We start from the raw sequence: 17,673 nt of genomic DNA, 5'->3' as shown, positions 1-17,673 counted from the left end.
GCCACATCCCGCGCGCCGGTGCGTCCTATTTCGAGATACGCACCACCATCTTGCCAAGCGCCCCGCGCGTCTGCATGGTCCTGAACGCTTCCCGGAAATCATCCAGCGTGAAGACGCGACCGACCACGGGCTTCAGCTGGCCTTCGGCCAACCATGCCGTCAGCTCCGACATCAGGCGCTTCTGCACCTCGGGCTCGCGGATTGGAAGCTGCGCGAGGTCGACGCCGAGCAGGGCGCCACCCTTCAGCAGTGGCAGGTTGAACGGCAATGCAGGGATCGCGCCGGCGGCAAAACCGACCACGAGATGACGGCCGCGCCATGCGATCGAGCGAAAGGCCTGAACCGAGACTTCGCCGCCGACGGGGTCGAAGATCACGTCGGCGCCGTGTCCTCCCGTCAATTCCTTCAATGTGTCGCGCCAGTTGGTCTGCGTGTAGTCAACCACGGCATCGGCGCCGTGCTGTCGCGCGAACTCGCGCTTGTCTGGTGTCGATGCCGCTGCGATCACGCGGGCGCCGAGCAGCCTGCCAATCTGGACAGCCGCGATTCCCGTGCCGCCCGCTGCGCCCAACACCAGAAGCTGTTCGCCTGCGCCGAGCGACGCGCGCGCACTCAGCGCATAGAGGGCGGTCAGGTAATTGGCACGAAACGAGGCGGCGACCTCCGCCGCGACGCCGTCCGGCAGAAGATAGAGCGCTTCGGGGGCGACGACGATCTCTTCGGCAAGCGCGCCCGAGCGCGTCATCCCCATCACGCGCATGCCGGGTCGATAGCCGCCCGGTGCACCGGGCGCTTCGTCCACGATCCCTGCGAATTCAGTTCCGGGAATGAAGGGCAGGGGATCCTTGGTCTGATAGCGCCCCTCGATCTTCAAGCCGTCGACAAATCCGATTCCCGCAGCCTCTACCCGGATGCGCAGCTGTCCGGGCCCGATGCGCGGAGGCGCAACGTCTTTCAGCTCAATTTGATCGATGGGCGCGTATTGCTCGACGACGACGGCTTTCATGTCGGATTCCCGTTGGTCCAGTTATTCTAACAGGTCCCTGGACCGGCCTCTTGCGTCTACCGCCACATCCCCCGCATCCGCGCGCCGATGTCGACCTTCGGCCCTTGCGCCGCCGTGCGGGCCGCGCCTGCCGCGGTCTTCGGCCAAGCGGTGCGCTCGAACAGATAGACCAGCTGCTCCGGGATGAAGCGGGTGCGCGAGGCGTAGACGTGGCGGTCGCCCTTGGCGGCCTGGCCGTGGACGAAGAAGCGCTGCGGCACCACGAGGTGCAGATCGTCCTTGGCACGCGTCATCGCGACATAGAGCAGGCGGCGTTCCTCCTCGAGCTCGGCGGAGGTGCCCGCGCCGAGATCCGACGGCATGCAGCCGTCGACGACATTGAGCACGAATACCGATTTCCACTCCTGGCCCTTGGCGGAGTGGATGGTGGAGAGGATCAGATAGTCCTCGTCGCGCAAGGGTGGCCCGGATTTGTCGCTGGTCGCATCCGGCGGATCGAGCGTGAGCTCGGTCAGGAATTTCTCGCGCGAGGCATAGCCGCTCGCGATCTGCTCGAGCTGCATCAGATCGGCGCGGCGCGTCTCGGAATCCTCGTGGAGGCGATCGAGATGCGGCTCGTACCAGAGCCGCACGCGTTCGAGATCGGCCGGCCATTCCGAATAGCGCAAATTTTCGATGGTGCGGACGAAGTCGGTCCAGTCCGCGCCGGTGCGCGGGGGCACCGGGAGCTGGCCGAGCGCGGCGAGCGGATCGGAGCTCTCCGCCATCTGGTCGAGCACACGCTGCGCCGTCGCAGGTCCGATCCCCGGCAACAGATGCAGGATGCGGAAGCCAGCGACGCGGTCGCGCGGATTCTCGGTGAAGCGCAGCAGCGCCAGCACGTCCTTGACATGCGCGGCGTCGAGAAACTTGAGCCCGCCGAACTTGACGAAGGGAATGTTGCGGCGGGTGAGCTCGATCTCCAGCGGGCCCGAATGCGAGGACGTCCGGAACAGCACCGCCTGGTGCTTCAGGAGCGCGCCTTGCTCGCGGTTGGCCAGCACTTCCTCGACGATGTAACGGGCCTGGTCGGCCTCCTCGTGCACGGTGACGAGCTGCGGCTTTTGCGCGGAGCTGCGGTCGGTCCAGAGGTTCTTGGTGAAGCGCTCGCGCGCCAGGCCGATGACGCCGTTGGCCGCCGCCAGCACGGGTTGCGTCGAGCGGTAATTGCGATCGAGCGTGATCATCTCGGCGCGGGGCGAGAAGCTTTGCGGGAAATCCAGGATGTTGCGGACAGTGGCGGCGCGGAACGAATAGATCGACTGCGCGTCGTCGCCGACGACGGTGAGACCACGTCCGTCCGGCTTCAGCGCCAGCAGGATCGAGGATTGCAGGCGGTTGGTGTCCTGATATTCGTCGACCAATATGTGATCGAAGCGGCCGCCGATTTCTTCCGCGATCAGCGCATCGCTCATCATCTGCGACCAGTAGAGCAGCAGGTCGTCGTAATCGAGCACGTGCTGAGCCTGCTTGGCCTCGACATAGGCCGCGAACAGGCCCTTCAGCTCGGCCGCCCAGCCTGCGCACCAGGGATAGTGCGCGCCCAAAACCTTCTCGATCTCCATCTCGGCATTGACGCAGCGCGAGTAGATCGACAGGCAGGTGCCTTTGGCGGGAAAGCGGCTCTCCGTTTTCGACAATCCGCGCTCGTGCCGGACCAGGTTCATCAGGTCGGCGGAATCCTCGCGGTCGTGGATGGTGAAGGCAGGATCGACGCCGATCCGCTCGGCATATTCGCGCAGCAACCGTGCGCCGATGCCATGGAAGGTGCCGGCCCAGGCGAGCGCGTCGCGCATGACCGCGGCATTGTTCTCGCCGAGGACTTTTCGGGCGATGCGCTCGACCCGGCCGGCCATCTCGGCTGCGGCGCGGCGCGAGAACGTCATCAACAGGATGCGGCGCGGATCGCTGCCCGCGACGATCAGATGCGCGACGCGATGGGCCAGCGTGTTGGTCTTGCCGGAGCCCGCACCGGCGATGACGAGCAGGGGCGCGCCCACGGTCGCACCATCGGCCACGCCATGCTCCACCGCGCGGCGCTGCTCCGCATTGAGCGTGTCCAGATATGTCGCCACGAATCGCCCCGGTGAAACAGCCAGACTCGGCGATCCCGCTGCGAATCGCAATGCGTCTGGACGGGACCGATGTTAAGACCTAGGGACAAGACGGCCCAAGGTTCCAGTCCGAAAAAGCGCCCACCCCGGCATGACCGAGCTCAAATCCGACCAGTTCGAGATGCGACGGCTGGAATCGCTCAGCAACACCATCTTTGGCGTCGCCATGACGCTGCTCGCCTACGACCTGCCCAGGGCCGCGGTCTTCACCAGCGCGCCCGACTGGAACGATCTCGCCCGGGTCTATTCCGGCAAGCTCGCGGGTCTTGCGCTCAGCTTCATCATCGCCGGCGTGTTCTGGATCAGCCATCACCGGCGACTGGCGCGCCAGCCCGTCGGCAGCCGCGGCGCGGTGATCCTCAATCTGTTCTTCCTGCTCTCGATCGTGCTGCTGCCGGTGACCAACGGCCTCTACACCAACTACCCCGTGAGCAGTGCGGTCGCCGTGCTCTACGGCCTGCACCTGACCGCGATCGCCGGCCTCAATGCCTGGCTGTGGTGGCGGATCCTGGGCGGCTGGCGCCACGAGATCATGGCCTCGCTGTTTCCGCTGCTGGTGTTCATCCCGGGCACCGTCGTTGCGGCGTTCGCGCCGCAAGTCGCGCCGTTCGTGTGGTTCATCGCCTTCGGCGGGCTGCTGATCCAGCGCTTCTATGTCGGGCCGACCGGGACGGACAATTAGGCCTGCCGCTCATTCGCCGGAAGGTGTCGTGCCGAACCCGTCGGCCGGCACGTAAAGCTTGACCGGGCGGATTTCGTAGACCGCTGACGGATTGACCTGGCGCAGGGTCCGCGCGGCCGCGATCGCCTCCTCGTCCGTGTCGTATTCGACGAGGTGGAAGCCCAGAAGCTGCTCCTTGGTCTCGGCAAACGGCCCGTCCAGCACCACGCCCGCGCCGGGGCCCCGTAGGGTGCGGGCCTTTCGCGTCTCATCCAGGCGGGCGGCCGGGCCAAAATGCCCGCTTGCCCGCAGCGGAGCCTGAACCTCAATGACTTTGGCCACGACCGCGGCGTCCTTCTCGGGCGTCCAGGACAAGATCTCGTCTTCCACGTGATAGGCCAGGATGGCGTAAAGCATCGTCACCTCGTTGATTTTCGCTGCGCGCGTCCCAAGGACGTATCACCACCGTCGCAGCCGACAATGGGGCTGCGGAAAATATTGCGTCGCGGGGTGCGGCGACGAAACCTTCCCGAAACCCGATTGCGGCCGAAAGGTGTGAACGCCGTTCGAAATCGGCGCGACTGATGGCCACCAAGAACACTTCGGAGGCGGCCATGTCGACCATCAAGATTATCTGCAAGATCATCTGCGACGCGCGTCGGGCGGGAAAGTCGGACGCTGCGGATCTGCACGACCAGAGCGGCCACCACCGCTATTACGGCAGCTCGGCCGAGAGCGGCGGCGAGCGCATCGTCGAAAGCCGGCGCGGCAAGCGCCCGCGCGCGATGAACGTTTGCGGCTTCTAAGCCCGACGCTTGCAAAACAGCCTGCGACAATGAACGTCGTGCAGATATCGATCGCCGCGATGCCGTTCCTGCTCTCGCTCGCGAGCAGGTCCGGCAAGGCGATCGCGCCATGCCTGCTTGCGGGCATCTTCACCGTGCTTCTCGGCGGCGAGCCGCCGCGTGCGGCCATGGCCTGGTGCGTCGGGCTGTTGATCGCGGCGGTTGCGGTGCGGGAGCGGACTCGCACGAACTGACCGGGTGTCACATCCCGCTCAGCACCTGTTTGATCAGCGTTTCCCGCAACCGGGCGAGTTCGCCGCTCGCCTCCATCTGCTCGATTATCCTTCCGACCTTCGGCACGAGATCGCGATGCCGTTCATGCAGATGGTGGTAGATGCTGATGCGCTCGAGGGGCGGTGAGAGCGGATGGATCCTGGCCTGGAGATTGAGTTTCCTCACCGCAGCCAATCCGCTGAAGAGGTCGGTGACCATCACGTCGAAGCGGTCGGCATCGAGCATCTTGACCATGTTGTCGAGGCTTGTGGTCGCCGTGACCCGGGTCATGCCGCGCGTACCGGCTTCCGACGAGCCGACGCCGCGTACGATGCCGATGCTGTAGTCCCTGATTGAATTCCAGCCGGCGACGTCGAACTGCAGTTTCGTGGTGAAGACAGCGGGCTCGATGTAATTGATCGCAGGTGTCACCTGGATCAGCGTCGGGTAGTCGCGAGAGAGCGTTCCGATCCGCTGGACCTCGCCGTCGACCTCGCCGGTGCTCGACAGCGTGAGCGCGCGCTTGCCGGGGACATCCTCGAATTCGAGATTGATGTTCAGCCGGGCATAGACCGCGCGGAGCATCTCGCCGCCGACATATTGATCGGGGATATCGGCGATGCGTGCAAGCCGGATGACCTCTTGCGCCTGCGACGGGCTTGCCGCGAGCAGCAAGAGGCAGACCACGACTATCCGCCTCATGACGCATCTCCCTAGTCATGCCTTTTGGCGTGCTCTGCTACCACCGGATTCCGGTGCCGCGCGATCTACCGGAGATGGCAGCTGCGCCGGTCCGCAACGTTGACAGCGCCTTCCTGCTGTGCGGGCGGCTCCGGACTTTCACCGATGTCATTCTAGCACGCGAGATGGTAGTTTGCCTGGGAATCCTGTTGCTGGGCGCAAGATATGACCCCGTCGAGCTCAAGCCGCCCAAGGGCCGGCAGGATTATCGGCCGACAGGATCGCCACGTGTATCGCGTGCTGAGGCAGGGCCTCAACCGTTCACTTCGCTCGCGGTTGCGGCCGGGTAGGCTGAGCAGGTGCCGCCATTTTCGGGGACGTGGTGCATGGGCAACGCAGGTGACGATGAGACCAAGCGCGGCCGCGCCATTGCGCCGGCGGCTGCGAAGCAGGATTTGACCGGCATCGGCGCCGCGCTCGCGCCTGCGATGTTCGCGGCACTCCTGTCGCGCATCTTCAACTGGTCGCGCAGCGGCGTGGGGCCCCGGCTGCTTGCCGCCGTGCTGCTGTTCTCCTCGGTCGTGACGCTGACCCTGACCGCGCTCCAGCTCTATCTGGATTACAATCGTGAGGTCGGACTGATCGAGACGCGGCTGGACGAGATCGGCCGCAGCACCACGGGCAGCCTCGGAGAGAGCCTGTGGAATCTCGACCAGAACCAGCTCAAGCTCCAGCTCGATGGCATTCTGCGGCTGCCTGAGATCCGTGCGGCGGAGGTCCGCGAAATCGCCGATCGGCCCAATCCGATCCGTGTCGAAGTCGGCGAGCGAAACACCCGTTCGATCATGACCCGGGAATTTCCGCTGAGCACCATGGTGCAGGGGACCTCGCGTGCCATCGGCACGCTCCGGGTCGAGGCGACGCTGACCGACGTCTACCAGCAATTGCTGAACAGGGCCCTCGTCATTCTGGCCAGCCAAGCGGCAAAGACGTTCCTCGTCTCGTTGTTCATCATCTACATGTTTCATCTGCTGGTGACCCGGCATCTCGTCGCCATCGCCGAGTACGTCGGCAAATACAGCCTCGGACGGCCGCCGCCGCCGCTGCGCCTGGAGCGCCGGCCGCCTTACGAGGCCGACGAGCTGGACAAGGTGGTCGTTGCCTTCAACGCGATGTGCGCCAACCTCGAACATGCCTATGGCGAGCTGCGCGAGGCCAATGGGAATCTCGAGCGTGACCTGAAGATCCGGCAGCGCGCCGAGGAGAACGCCCGCGCGAGCGAGCAGCGCTTCCGTGACTATGCCGAGACCGCATCCGACTGGTTCTGGGAGACCGGTCCGGATCACGTGTTCACCTACATTTCAGATCGGGCCGATGCTTTCGGCATGGACCACACGGCGCTGATCGGGAGGCGCCGCTCAGATGCCGCCTTCGACCGCGATGCCGAGCCGCAGAAATGGCGCGGTCACCTGGCGACGCTGGATCGCCACGAGCCGTTCCGGAAGTTCGAGTATCGCGGTCGCGATGCTGCTGGGCGCGCACGCCATTTCAGCGTCAACGGCCAGCCGGTGTTCGGCGCCGACGGACGCTTCATGGGGTATCGTGGTTCGGCCACCGACCTGACCGAGCAGCACGAGACGGAGGAGCGGCTTCGCCAGTCGCAGAAAATGGATGCGATCGGTCAGCTCACCGGTGGCGTCGCGCATGACTTCAACAACGTGCTCACTGTGATCACCGGCACCATCGAGATCATCCGGGAGGGGCTGGCGGGCAAGCCCGACCTCGCCGCCATCGCCCAGCTCATCGACGATGCGTCGGCGCGAGGCGCGGAGATCACCTCGCAGCTCCTGACCTTTGCGCGTCGCCAGCCGCTGGAGCCGCGCGAGATCGACGTCAACGGCCTCGTGCTCGAGACGGCGAAGCTGTTGAAGCCGACCCTGGGCGGAAACGTCGAAATCGTCACCCACCTCGCGGACGACGCCTGGCCGGCGATGGCCGATCCGTCGCAGCTGTCGTCGGCGATCATCAATCTCGCCGTCAATGCGCGCGATGCGATGCCTGGCGGGGGCACGTTGACGCTCGAGACCGCGAACCGCGAATTCGATGGCGCGGATGGTGCTGTTGACGGCGACGCGACGCGCGGCGCCTTCATCATGGTCGCGGTGGCCGACACCGGCCATGGCATCCCCGCCGACCTCCGCGACCGCGTGTTCGAACCGTTCTTTACCACCAAAGGGGTCGGTCGCGGCACCGGGCTCGGCCTCAGCATGGTCTACGGCTTCGCCAAGCAGAGCGGCGGCAGCGTCGCGATCGAGAGTGAGGAGGGCCGCGGCACCGTGATTCGGCTGTTTCTGCCGCGATCTGCGGGCGGAGCGCAGGCCAGGACCGGGCCACTGCAGGCGCCCGCGGCGGCACGCGGGCACGAGACGATTCTCGTCGTCGAGGACGATCCGCTGGTGCAGGGCTATGTCATCGCCCAGCTCGGCAGCCTCGGCTATCGCACCCTCGCAGCCGGCGACGGCGCAACCGCCCTTGCGCTGGTGCAGCAGGGTGCCCAATTCGATCTGCTGTTCACCGACATCATCATGCCCGGCGGCATGAACGGGCAGGAATTGGCCGAGGCCGTGCGGCGCCTCCGCCCGGGGATGAGGGTGCTCTATACGTCCGGCTTTACCGACAACGCCCTCGACCACGAGGGTCATCTCGGTTCCGGCGTTGCGCTGCTGAGGAAGCCGTACCGGAAGGCGGACCTGTCATTGAGGGTCCGCGAGGTGCTCGGCGGCGAGCCGCCCGCCTGAGCAGCAGGCGCGTGACCCACGAAAAAGGCGCGGCGGGGAGGCCCCGTCGCGCCCGATTTCTTGCTCGCTGGTCCAGGGCTGAGAGCGCCCCGATGCCAAGCCTTTATTCAAAGCTTAGCGGGCGATCCCAGCGAGGTGACAGCGCTTGGTAAGAGACACTGGATCACCTCCTTTCGTTGGTTGCAGAAGACATCAATATAGGCGGCAATTCCGGTGTTGTTAAGGGGAGGCGGGTCGGAGGAACCAGCGGCTGTTCGCAGGGCCGGAAGGCGCTGGAAAGCAGTCGATTGGGCGGTTGATCTTGTCTTGGGCAGGTGATCCTGGGTAGTTGAGACCGCCGCCCGGCCGTGTTAGGGAGCCCCTGTCGCGGGTGTAGCTCAATGGTAGAGCAGCAGCCTTCCAAGCTGAATACGAGGGTTCGATTCCCTTCACCCGCTCCAACGATTTCAGGCACTTCTCCGGTCGCCGTTTTTCTATTCGGACAAGTGGGCTGCGCTCATTCGGACAATTGTCCGCCTTTTGTTCGGGACGCTGGGCGTTTCTTGGCCCCGTTCATGATCTGCCGAGTCGTTCGTTTGGTAGTCGCCACCTCGCCTTTCCATGGTTGTGCTGCCCTTCGCCAATCTCAGCGGCGATCCCGAGCAGGACTACTTCGTGGATGGTGTGACGGGCAGCCTCACCACCGATCTGTCACGCATCGGTGGATCGCTTGTTATCGGCCAACACACTGCCTTTACCTACAAAGGCAAAAGCATTGATATCCGCCAGATTGGTCGCGGGCTAAATGTTCGCTATGCGCTCGGAGGCTCGCTGCAGCGTTGCGAAAATATTCTCCGGGTGAATGTTCAATTGATCGACGCGAAGACCGGCAATCATCTTTGGGCCGAGCGCTTCGACAAGCCCATTGCCGGCTTGCTCGATATGCAGGATGAAATTGTAACCAGGATTGCGCGGACCCTTGACATCCAACTCATGGTGGCCGAGGCGCGGCGGGCAGAAAAAAACGTTGAATCCTGACGCCATGGATCTCTATTTCCAAGGCCGCCATTCCATTAGTAAGGGACTGACATCCGAATGTTTGATGGAAGGTCGGCGCTCTTTTGAGCTGGCGTCGGCGATTGACCTAATAATGTTGACGCCCTGAGCTGGACGGCATCGGTTGAGGCGGCACTTGGACTATTGTTCTTAACTGACCACCCTCTCGGACATCTGACGGCGTCAGAGGCCATGGTGCCAAAGGCACTTCGCCTTGCACCGGACCATCCCTGGGCTCATTTCACGCTGGCTACGCTACTCATCAATACGAATCGGGTGGGCCAAGGTGTAGCTGTGTGCGAGCGAGCTTTGAATCTTGATCGCAATTTGGCTGACGCTCATGTGCTGATGGGGGTCGCCGAATTTTATAGGGGATGCGGTGCAGACACGGAGTCCCAAGTCAATCAAGCACTGCGCCTGTCTCCGCGCGATATCTTCGCCTTCCATTGGATGTATACAGCCGGATTTGCCAAAATGCAGGTTGCAGCAGACCTCGAAGCAGCCGCTTGGTTTGCTCGAGGAATCGAGGCCAACCGAAACTTTCCGGACCTGCATTTCGGCTACGCTGCAGCCCTCGCGCTACGACTGGCGATCACCGCTTGGCAGTCTTAAGCTGGCAGCTGCTCTAGGATCGCGGGCGCTCTATCCTCCCCTGTGGACGTAGGGATTATCGCTGCCGGCGCCGACAGAGGCCCTCGCAGCATTTCCGAGATGACTCTTCAGATTTCCAAGTGCTTCGGCCGGCCAATCGCGGACGTCGGCGACAGCAACCCATGCTTCCACATAGTGTTCTGGGGCGTAGACATGGCCGTATCCGAGTGGCGTGCCCGTTGCGACCGCCATATCAACGGCGATCTGCAGCATAGTCACGACCGGATACCATCGCAGTTCCGCCGAAACATCCGGCCCCCGCGGCGCATTGATCCAGGTCGGGCGCTGGTAGGCATAGCGATAGTCGAAGAACACGATCGGGTCACTTGCATATTGAAGGAAAACGACGCGCATTGGCCCCCACGGCGTACTGGGGGCGACCGTCGGCCCGTTCTGGTTCATAAACCGCACGAAGCGGCCGTCACGAAATTCCGGCAGCCAGGCGGGAGAGGCGGCATTGCGGTTCGCGGTGATCGAGCGCCAGATCCGGCTCGTAAAAGGTGAGCCGCTCCACAGAGCCCCAGCGATCGGATCGCCGATCGTCTCGAATAGCTCAGCGGAGTTTTGCGAATTCATGGCGCCGAGGCTCAGGCCATGCAGGTAAAGTCTTGGGCGCCGATCCTTCGGTAGCGCCGTCCAATGTCCGTAGATCGCGGCAAACAGGGCCCGTGCGGCTTCGGCCCCGTATTCCGGTTGAAACAGCAGGGACAGGGGACTGTTGAGATAGGAATACTGCACGGCAACGCTGGCAACGTCGCCATCGGTGAGATACTCGATCGCATCCATTGCAGCCGGGTCGATCCAGCCGGTTCCCGTCGGAGTAATAACGATGAGAACGGAACGTTCGAAGCCTCTCTGGCGCATGAGCTCGTCCAGCGCCAGTTCTGCGCGCGCGCGCGCCGTGTCCGCGCCGCGCAATCCCACATAGACGCGGAGCGGATCCCGGGCGGGGCGGCCGGTGAATGCGCTGATCTGCGCGGCGGTCGGTCCGGAAGCCACGAACTCCCGTCCAGCACGGCCGAGCTGATTCCATTTCACCAGCGATGCTGCACTCCCCGTTCTGGTGGCTTCGCCCGGCTGCGGTCGCTCCGGTTCAAGCAGGGCGTCAAATTCCCGAAACGAGGAATCCAACGCGCTGAAGGCGGCACGGATGAGCAGATTGTTGGCGATCGACCAGATCAGCAGGACAGCGACGAGAAGGCCAACGAAGTTCGCGATCTTTCTAGGAATGAACCGCCGGATGCGGCCGGAGACAAAACCGGTTGCCAGCTTGAACGATTTCGTCAGCCAAAACAGCGCGAAAAATGTGATGAGCGCGATCGCGGAGACTTTGGCAGGATGGGCGGTTTCAACCAGCTCCATGTTCATGGCGGTACGGATCGAATTCTGCCATTCCGCCGCCCGCCAGAGCGACAGGATGATCGTCAGGAAGCAGCCGACCGCGACCGCCATATTGGCCGTCGATCGGATTAGGGGCGATGGCTCGGGAAGTTCGAGATAGCGCCATAGCCAGCGCCAGAGCACACCTAGCTCGTGACCGATCGCAAAGCAGGTGCCGGCAAGGACTCCCTGGATCAAATAGCTTCTTGGGACGAGCGTCGGCGTAAGTGCGGCTGCGAAGAACAATGCCCCCAACGCCAACCCAACGCCTGACAGAGATACCACGTACAGCCAAACAATCTGCGCTGGACTCTTGACGATCTTCATTTCGCCCCTCTCTCCGATGCGGGCTTGTGATCGGGAAGCCGCAGCGGCAATTGAACCTGCGCGGACGTGAATTGCGGGTGCGAGCAAAGCCGGCTGCGCGCGCGAGACATCCCGCCCAGTCAGGAGAGGGTCATTTCGGACCAACGTCCTTATAGATGATGCCATCCTTCATGATGACCAGGAATTTGTTCTCCGGATCCGCGATGAGGCGAATGTCGTCCAAGGGATTACCGTCAACGAGAAGGAGATCCGCCAACGCGCCTTCTTCGACCACTCCGAGCTTGCCGGGATAGGGGTTGCGCGCGCCGGAGAGGGCGAGCAACTCTCCATTTGCCGAAGTCGCCATTGCCAATGCTTCCGCCGGAGTGAACCAACGTGTGAGATCCACGATTCCTTGACCTTGATGCTCAGCCAATGCCTTGGAGAAAAGAATATCAGTCCCGAAGGCCGTCTTGATCTTGAACTGTTTGACAAAGCCGTACGTCGCGTCGGTGCCTGCGACGACCTGGCGCATTTGCGCTTGTTGCGCGGGCGGAAGCATGGCTGCGCCGCCAAGGTCCACGAATGGCTGCGTGCTCAGCCAGATCTTCTCGTCAGCGATGAGACGTGCGGTTGGCTCATCCATGAGATGACCATGTTCGATCACCTTGACGCCTGCCGCGATCGAGCGCCGAATGGCGTTGGGCGTATAGGCGTGGGTCGCCACGTATGTTCCCCAATCAGTTGCCGCTGCGACGGCCGCCCGCAATTCAGCCTCGCTGAAGGTGGTCACATCGAGTGGGCTGAACGGCGAGGCGACGCCGCCGCCTGCCGTCAGCTTGATTTGGGATGCGCCCTGCATCAGCTGTTCACGCGTGCGCTTGCGAACCTCGTCGGGGCTGTCTGCGATCATGCTTCCGCCGAGCTGCTCGACGCGGCTCGTTCCGCCCCGACTTTGCGGCAGCTCCCAGAGCTCACGGAAATCCCCGTGGCCGCCCGTGACAGTGATGACGGCACCCGACGGATAGATGCGAGGGCCTGCAACGACCCCCTCATCGATGGCGCGCTTTAGCGCGAAAGCTGGGCCGCCCATGTCCCTGACGGTGGTGAACCCGCGCATCAGCGTAGCAGTGGCTTCCGCGCCCGCGAGCAGCATCGTGTAACCCAGGTCGCTCGAAAGCATTTGAGCAGGGGTCGGACGAACCATCGTCGCATGCCAATGCATGTCGCTGAGCCCAGGCATCAGCACGCGTCCGCCGCCTGCTATGATGCGGGTGTCCGGCCGACGATCGACCGGAATGGAAGCGATCGCGATCCGCTCGATGGTATTGCCTCGGATAAGGACATTCGATGGAACGGAGAGCGCCTTGCTCTTCCCGTCGAAGATGCGCACGTTCTCGAAAAGAGTTACGGCAGTGCGCTCCTGCGCCAGCCCTGGAGTGAAAAAGCTGCATGACGCAAGAACGATCGCAGCGCATGCGGCTTTTTGCATCCGCACAGTGACTTCGGGGGGCATGTCGTCATCTCCTGGCGCGCGAGGAATTCACCGCTCTCGGTCATCGGCCGCCTGGTCGCTTCCACTATGCCGCCCGAAGGTGGCACGGCCGGGTCGGCTGGGTCAGGCGATAATCTTCAGGAAAAATGCCGTCACCAGCCTTGGGTGAGGCGCCAGCAACGTTCATTGTCTCCTCCTTGCACCGGACGTGCGGGCCGGACGGGTCAGTGCTTCACAAGCGCTTCGCTACTTCGGCCGTATCCGATTGCGTTGCACGAGCTCGTCGTAACCCTTGCGCCGGCTGTAGAACATCAGCCCGATCAGGCCGCAGCCGATCACCAGCATCAAGATAGCTGCGCCTCCCAGAATGACGTTGCGGTAAAGCGGCATTGATGGCGTCGCCTGCCATACCGCCACGCAGTACCAGACTGCCGCAACGAGAAGAGCTGCCAGAAAGGTCCCAACGACCCATCGATTCGTGATGCGCAAGGCTGCCTCCTTCGTTGGGCTGGGACTGGCACGGGCTTCGCGGCGAATCGGTCGACGCGGAATGCGCGAGGACTGATGCTAGCGCCACCGCCATCCGCAATGACGACGACCGCGATGCCACCAGCACACCCAGCGACGTCGACGCCGCGGCGATCGCGGGGGACCCCAGCCTGGACGGTGGGGTGGCCCCCATTGTGCCTGCGTCAGGTCGCGCGATCGCTCGCTGGTCTGGCCGAGCTCGTGAGCAATGGGCATCGCTTCCGCTGCCGCAATGAATCGAACCCCGATGGCGCCGATCGCCGCGGCGGCAACGGCATTCTGGGCAAAGCCAAGGAAAACCCGACGGGTGGGAGTGTCCATCATCTTTGTCTCCATTGTTACGCAGTCCGCCGTACGGACTGAAGCGCGTAAAACAGCCATGCGAGACCGTGCGAGATCAGATCGACGCCAAGCAGAAATCCGAGGGCCCAGACGCTGATGGTCGGAAAGCCGAATAGGATCAGCACGCCCGCGAGCAGCCCAAAAATGCCCGAGATCAGCATCATCCATCCGTTCTGCCGCCAATGGGCGAAGCTGAGCACGCATCGAATGGTGCCTGAGGCGAACAGCACCGCGCCGAGGAAGTAGGTGAGGATCAGGGCACCGGAGACGGGCTGGAGGAGCAGCACGAGGCCGAAGGCGGCATAGAGCGCGCCCAGCAGGATCTGCCACAGGAACCCGCCCCATCCCTTGGTCCAGAAGGCATGGATGATCTCGAAAGCACCGGCTGTTATGGCCGTCAGCCCGATGATTTTGACACTGATGATGGTCGCAAATACCACGTCGCTGAGAGCTGCGAAGCCTGCGCCGATCATCACAATTCCGAGAAGGGCGCACACCCACAGCGGCGGGGCGCCGAAAGCCTCGATGTCGGACCGGCGGTCATAGACTGTCATGCCATCCTCCTGATCTCCATGATGATCGGCACGCTTCGGATGGTAGCTTCGAGCCCGCGCCGTCGACATCCGAGGAAACCCTGAGCGACCGGGCGGGAATGTTCTCATGGCCCCGACCGCAACGATCACGAGATCGCTGTTGCAATCATCGGCCGCCCCGCGGACCCAGCCTCACGTTGGTGATGCGCGGCGAGATTGATACCGATCAATGGATACCAGGTGCCAGGTCGTCGCGACGAGACGTGCTGCGATTACGGAGCCGATGAACGTTTGGATCCTGCTTGACACGCTTTCCTCCCTTCACCTGGCTGGGCTTCCGCAGGGCCTCGCAAGGTTCACCGAGCAACGTTGGGTTCCAGTCGCTAACGCATCGCTAATCACAATGACGGCGCCGTGACGCCAGTGGCAAATTCACCAGCGACGAAGCCGCGACGGCCGCCGACGGGGATATTTGCCGGAGCGGAGAATGGCTCTTGCCCATCGAAGATGCGCACGTTCTCGAAAACAGTTACGGCAGTGCGCTCCTGCGCCACCGCCGGAGTGAGAAAGGTGCATGTCGCAAGAACAATCCCAGCGCACTTGATTTTTTGCATCCGGATAACTCGCTCGGGGCATGTCGTCATCTCCTCGCGCGCGGGCCCAGATTAAGGTTGGTCACTCCGGCTGCAAGGTTCAGTCCGATCGACCGTTCGAGCGACAGCGGCTGAAGGATGACCGTTCGGCGAGAGCCGCCGATCAGGACATTGGCGCCAAGGCCGGGACCTAGTGCGATGTTCCCGCTCGCACCCACATAGCTTCCGCGCAATGTGCTGGGGCCGATGCGTGAGTTCCTGGCGAAGACGGCCCAGGAGAGCGTGCCGGCACCGGTCACGCCGAGGTCGAGACCGACACGCCTGATCCGGCCCTCATAGATGTATTGCCGAGACGGATTTCTTGCGCGGAAAACGCAACGCAGTTCCTGGACTGATCCCAGAACCAAACCGACGCGGGGCGTGCTGGCGCACAAGAGTCTGCCGACACTGAACGGCTCCGCACGGGATGACGGTGCAGCGGCGCAAAGCAATGCGGAGGCTCCAATGGCCCAAAAATGCAGGCGCATTCGCATTCAATGCTCCATCTGGTAGCGGGAATCGGTGGGCAGGCCCCCAGCGGCCGATCCTGGCGCGTCAGGATCGCCGGGGGCGTCGCCGAGGTAGTCTTCGGCGTAAAACCTGATGACCGCAATTCGGCCGATGGCGACGAGCGGCATGGCGAGCGCGATGCCCATGACACCGAACAACGCTCCCAACAGGACGATCGCGACCAGCGTCCAGCCGGGAGGGATCTCTATCGCCTGACGCTGGATCAATGGACCAATCACGTAGCCCTCGACGGATTGAATGACGGTGTAGACGGCCACCGCCCAAATCAACAGCGAGCTGCCGAGAGGCATCGCGACGAGAGCGATCGGAATCGCGGCGGCAATGGGACCAAGGTATGGAACGAAGTTCGACAGGCCCGCCTGGAGACCAAGCACGAAGGGACCTGGAAGACCGATGAAGTAGAGCGCAGCCCATACCCACAGCGTCATCAGGATGATGCGGACCAATTGCCCGACGAACCACAGGCGCAGCACTTGCCCCATCTCATCCATGACCGCTCGTGTCCGGGAGCGATATGAGGGCTTCACAAGCAACACGAGGCTTTCGCGATGGCTGATCGGATCGAAGGCGAAGAGGATGCCGAGAAACGTGATCACGAGCGCGGTGGTCAGAACGCTGGTGGCGCCTCCGAGGACGAACCGGGCCTGACTGAGAAGCCGCCCCTGATCAGACAGCAGCCACTGCGTGAAGTCGCGCCCCCAATCCGGGCCGAGCAGCTCCACCCCGTAGGTCAAAAGATGCTTCTGCAGCAGATCGAGCTGGGCGTCCATGACACTCAGTAGGAGTCGCGTTTGCTCCGGCACCTTGGTCGCGCCCCAGACCAGCCCGGACACGGTCAACGCCGAGAGCAGGAGAAGGACTGAAGTCATTCGCCAGGCGCGGTCGAGCGGGAGAACGTGCGAGAGTGCTCTCGCGGCAGCGTCCAAGAACGCTGCAAACAGCACACCCGCAAAGATGACGAGGAGGCTTGGGGTCGTTTGCCACACGAGAAATAAGACGATGCAGGTGGCGAGCACGACTAGGCTTGCAGTAAGATAGCTGGGTCGTCCTTCGGCCGCAGCCACCTCAACGGGAGCGCTGCGTTGCGCCTTGTCGTGACCTCGATCCTCTCCTGTTATCGCACTATTCATCGATTAGGCATCTCGCAAGGTGGGCCGCAGTATGGTGACGTGCGCACCCTAGGTGCGAACGCGCCGACTGCCGTAGTGCGGATGCACGCCTCCGCGATGACGCCAATAGCGATGTTTGGTGGGGCTGGAATTGGTGTTCGGGGTAGTCGCCGTGCTGCCGACCGCGGGGGCAACAGGCTGCTTTGTCGCGGATGCGCCTGATCCCGACGACTGAGCCAGGGAGGAGGTCGGTTGCGTGGTTGCTATGGATCCGCCTACGAGCAGAGCGCAACATATGATGCGGGCATACATCTTCAGCTCCCATGAATAATGAGACGTCGACCGGCATGCACTCTTCGGATTGAGCACGGGGTATTGGCCTCCCGAGCCGCAACCTTAAAGGCCGACTACCGCTCGCACATCAGGAATTCTCTGTAGACGGCAGGGGCGGGAATCGGCGCGTTCGAATGCCGGCATAGAGATGGGCGGTCAGCACTGGCCTTACTCTGGCGCCGTTCACCGAGGTGGCTTGCGGACAAGCCGGCAGGCGACAAGCAGGATGCTCGTTCCAAAAAAAGCGCCGTGCGGAGTTCCACCGCGATCCACCGGCGTGCAGGAGAACAGAGTTGGATCGGCACGCTCGAAGATGACTCGTAGCCCTCGAGATATGGGTTCGTGCTGTACGCGGTCGACTAAGCCGGCAGCCCATGCCTCCAGTGACCAATATGTCAGACGTATTGGCCAAACGGATAATGCTACTGCGCCGGCTTCTAC

At 63.1% G+C, this 17,673-nt stretch carries 17 protein-coding genes and 1 tRNA gene; 7 read left to right on the top strand and 11 right to left on the bottom strand.

All coding sequences use genetic code 11. The annotated features are described in order from the left end of the window. Positions 1 to 25: 25 nt before the first annotated feature. A complete protein-coding gene (locus tag AC0L21_RS04200) occupies positions 26 to 1,006 on the bottom strand; it encodes an NADPH:quinone oxidoreductase family protein (protein WP_473258506.1) in 981 nt (326 codons plus the stop codon). Between the two features lie 56 nt (positions 1,007 to 1,062). Beyond that, complete coding sequence (locus AC0L21_RS04195) at positions 1,063 to 3,120, bottom strand: ATP-dependent helicase (protein ID WP_473258504.1); 2,058 nt, start codon at positions 3,118 to 3,120, stop codon at positions 1,063 to 1,065. A gap of 130 nt (positions 3,121 to 3,250) precedes the next feature. On the opposite strand from AC0L21_RS04195, the gene AC0L21_RS04190 reads away from it, so the two are divergent. Further along, entirely contained in the window at positions 3,251 to 3,841 is a 591-nt protein-coding gene (locus AC0L21_RS04190; RefSeq protein ID WP_473258502.1) for a TMEM175 family protein, read from the top strand. A gap of 9 nt (positions 3,842 to 3,850) precedes the next feature. Here the strand turns inward: AC0L21_RS04190 and AC0L21_RS04185 are convergent, their stop codons facing one another. Next, entirely contained in the window at positions 3,851 to 4,237 is a 387-nt protein-coding gene (locus AC0L21_RS04185; RefSeq protein WP_247287075.1) for a YciI family protein, read from the bottom strand. Between the two features lie 197 nt (positions 4,238 to 4,434). Between AC0L21_RS04185 and AC0L21_RS04180 the strand changes: the two genes are divergently transcribed. Both AC0L21_RS04180 and AC0L21_RS04175 read left to right on the top strand, forming a co-directional pair. After that, positions 4,435 to 4,626, top strand: coding sequence for a hypothetical protein (locus AC0L21_RS04180; RefSeq protein ID WP_473258500.1), 192 nt, complete (start codon positions 4,435 to 4,437; stop codon positions 4,624 to 4,626). 29 nt (positions 4,627 to 4,655) lie between these two features. Then, positions 4,656 to 4,859, top strand: coding sequence for a hypothetical protein (locus AC0L21_RS04175; protein ID WP_473258498.1), 204 nt, complete (start codon positions 4,656 to 4,658; stop codon positions 4,857 to 4,859). A gap of 7 nt (positions 4,860 to 4,866) precedes the next feature. On the opposite strand, the gene AC0L21_RS04170 is transcribed toward AC0L21_RS04175, so the two are convergent. Next, positions 4,867 to 5,580, bottom strand: coding sequence for a substrate-binding periplasmic protein (locus AC0L21_RS04170; RefSeq protein ID WP_473258496.1), 714 nt, complete (start codon positions 5,578 to 5,580; stop codon positions 4,867 to 4,869). A gap of 365 nt (positions 5,581 to 5,945) precedes the next feature. Between AC0L21_RS04170 and AC0L21_RS04165 the strand changes: the two genes are divergently transcribed. From AC0L21_RS04165 to AC0L21_RS04150, 4 genes are all read left to right on the top strand, one after another. Continuing rightward, on the top strand, positions 5,946 to 8,357 hold the full coding sequence (locus tag AC0L21_RS04165; protein ID WP_473258494.1) for an ATP-binding protein: 2,412 nt from the start codon (positions 5,946 to 5,948) through the stop codon (positions 8,355 to 8,357). A 366-nt stretch (positions 8,358 to 8,723) separates the two neighbouring features. Beyond that, a tRNA-Gly gene (locus AC0L21_RS04160) sits at positions 8,724 to 8,797 on the top strand. Between the two features lie 160 nt (positions 8,798 to 8,957). Beyond that, the gene (locus tag AC0L21_RS04155) at positions 8,958 to 9,374 is read left to right on the top strand and encodes a hypothetical protein (RefSeq protein WP_473258490.1); all 417 of its coding nucleotides are present in this window, start codon (positions 8,958 to 8,960) and stop codon (positions 9,372 to 9,374) included. A 210-nt stretch (positions 9,375 to 9,584) separates the two neighbouring features. Further along, positions 9,585 to 10,004 (top strand): hypothetical protein, encoded by a 420-nt coding sequence (locus tag AC0L21_RS04150; RefSeq protein WP_473258488.1) that lies wholly within the window; start codon positions 9,585 to 9,587, stop codon positions 10,002 to 10,004. 30 nt (positions 10,005 to 10,034) lie between these two features. Here the strand turns inward: AC0L21_RS04150 and AC0L21_RS04145 are convergent, their stop codons facing one another. The 7 genes from AC0L21_RS04145 to AC0L21_RS04115 form a co-directional block, all read right to left on the bottom strand. Beyond that, positions 10,035 to 11,750 (bottom strand): alpha/beta hydrolase, encoded by a 1,716-nt coding sequence (locus AC0L21_RS04145; RefSeq protein ID WP_473258486.1) that lies wholly within the window; start codon positions 11,748 to 11,750, stop codon positions 10,035 to 10,037. Positions 11,751 to 11,880: 130 nt separating this feature from the next. Continuing rightward, positions 11,881 to 13,245, bottom strand: coding sequence for a metal-dependent hydrolase family protein (locus AC0L21_RS04140; RefSeq protein WP_473258484.1), 1,365 nt, complete (start codon positions 13,243 to 13,245; stop codon positions 11,881 to 11,883). A gap of 225 nt (positions 13,246 to 13,470) precedes the next feature. Further along, positions 13,471 to 13,713 (bottom strand): hypothetical protein, encoded by a 243-nt coding sequence (locus tag AC0L21_RS04135; protein ID WP_473258482.1) that lies wholly within the window; start codon positions 13,711 to 13,713, stop codon positions 13,471 to 13,473. A 377-nt stretch (positions 13,714 to 14,090) separates the two neighbouring features. Continuing rightward, the gene (locus AC0L21_RS04130; RefSeq protein WP_473258480.1) at positions 14,091 to 14,648 is read right to left on the bottom strand and encodes an HdeD family acid-resistance protein; all 558 of its coding nucleotides are present in this window, start codon (positions 14,646 to 14,648) and stop codon (positions 14,091 to 14,093) included. 377 nt (positions 14,649 to 15,025) lie between these two features. Further along, entirely contained in the window at positions 15,026 to 15,241 is a 216-nt protein-coding gene (locus tag AC0L21_RS04125) for a hypothetical protein (RefSeq protein WP_473258478.1), read from the bottom strand. A 26-nt stretch (positions 15,242 to 15,267) separates the two neighbouring features. Further along, positions 15,268 to 15,747: a DUF992 domain-containing protein gene (locus tag AC0L21_RS04120; protein WP_473259413.1), complete on the bottom strand. Its 480-nt coding sequence runs from the start codon at positions 15,745 to 15,747 to the stop codon at positions 15,268 to 15,270. A 6-nt stretch (positions 15,748 to 15,753) separates the two neighbouring features. Then, positions 15,754 to 16,920, bottom strand: a complete 1,167-nt coding sequence (locus tag AC0L21_RS04115) for an AI-2E family transporter (RefSeq protein WP_473258476.1) — start codon at positions 16,918 to 16,920, stop codon at positions 15,754 to 15,756. Positions 16,921 to 17,673: the final 753 nt, after the last annotated feature.

The organism is Bradyrhizobium sp. WSM4873 (assembly GCF_055811355.1).
Note: the sequence above shows the minus strand (reverse complement) of the source record. Positions and strands in the feature narration are given on the sequence as shown.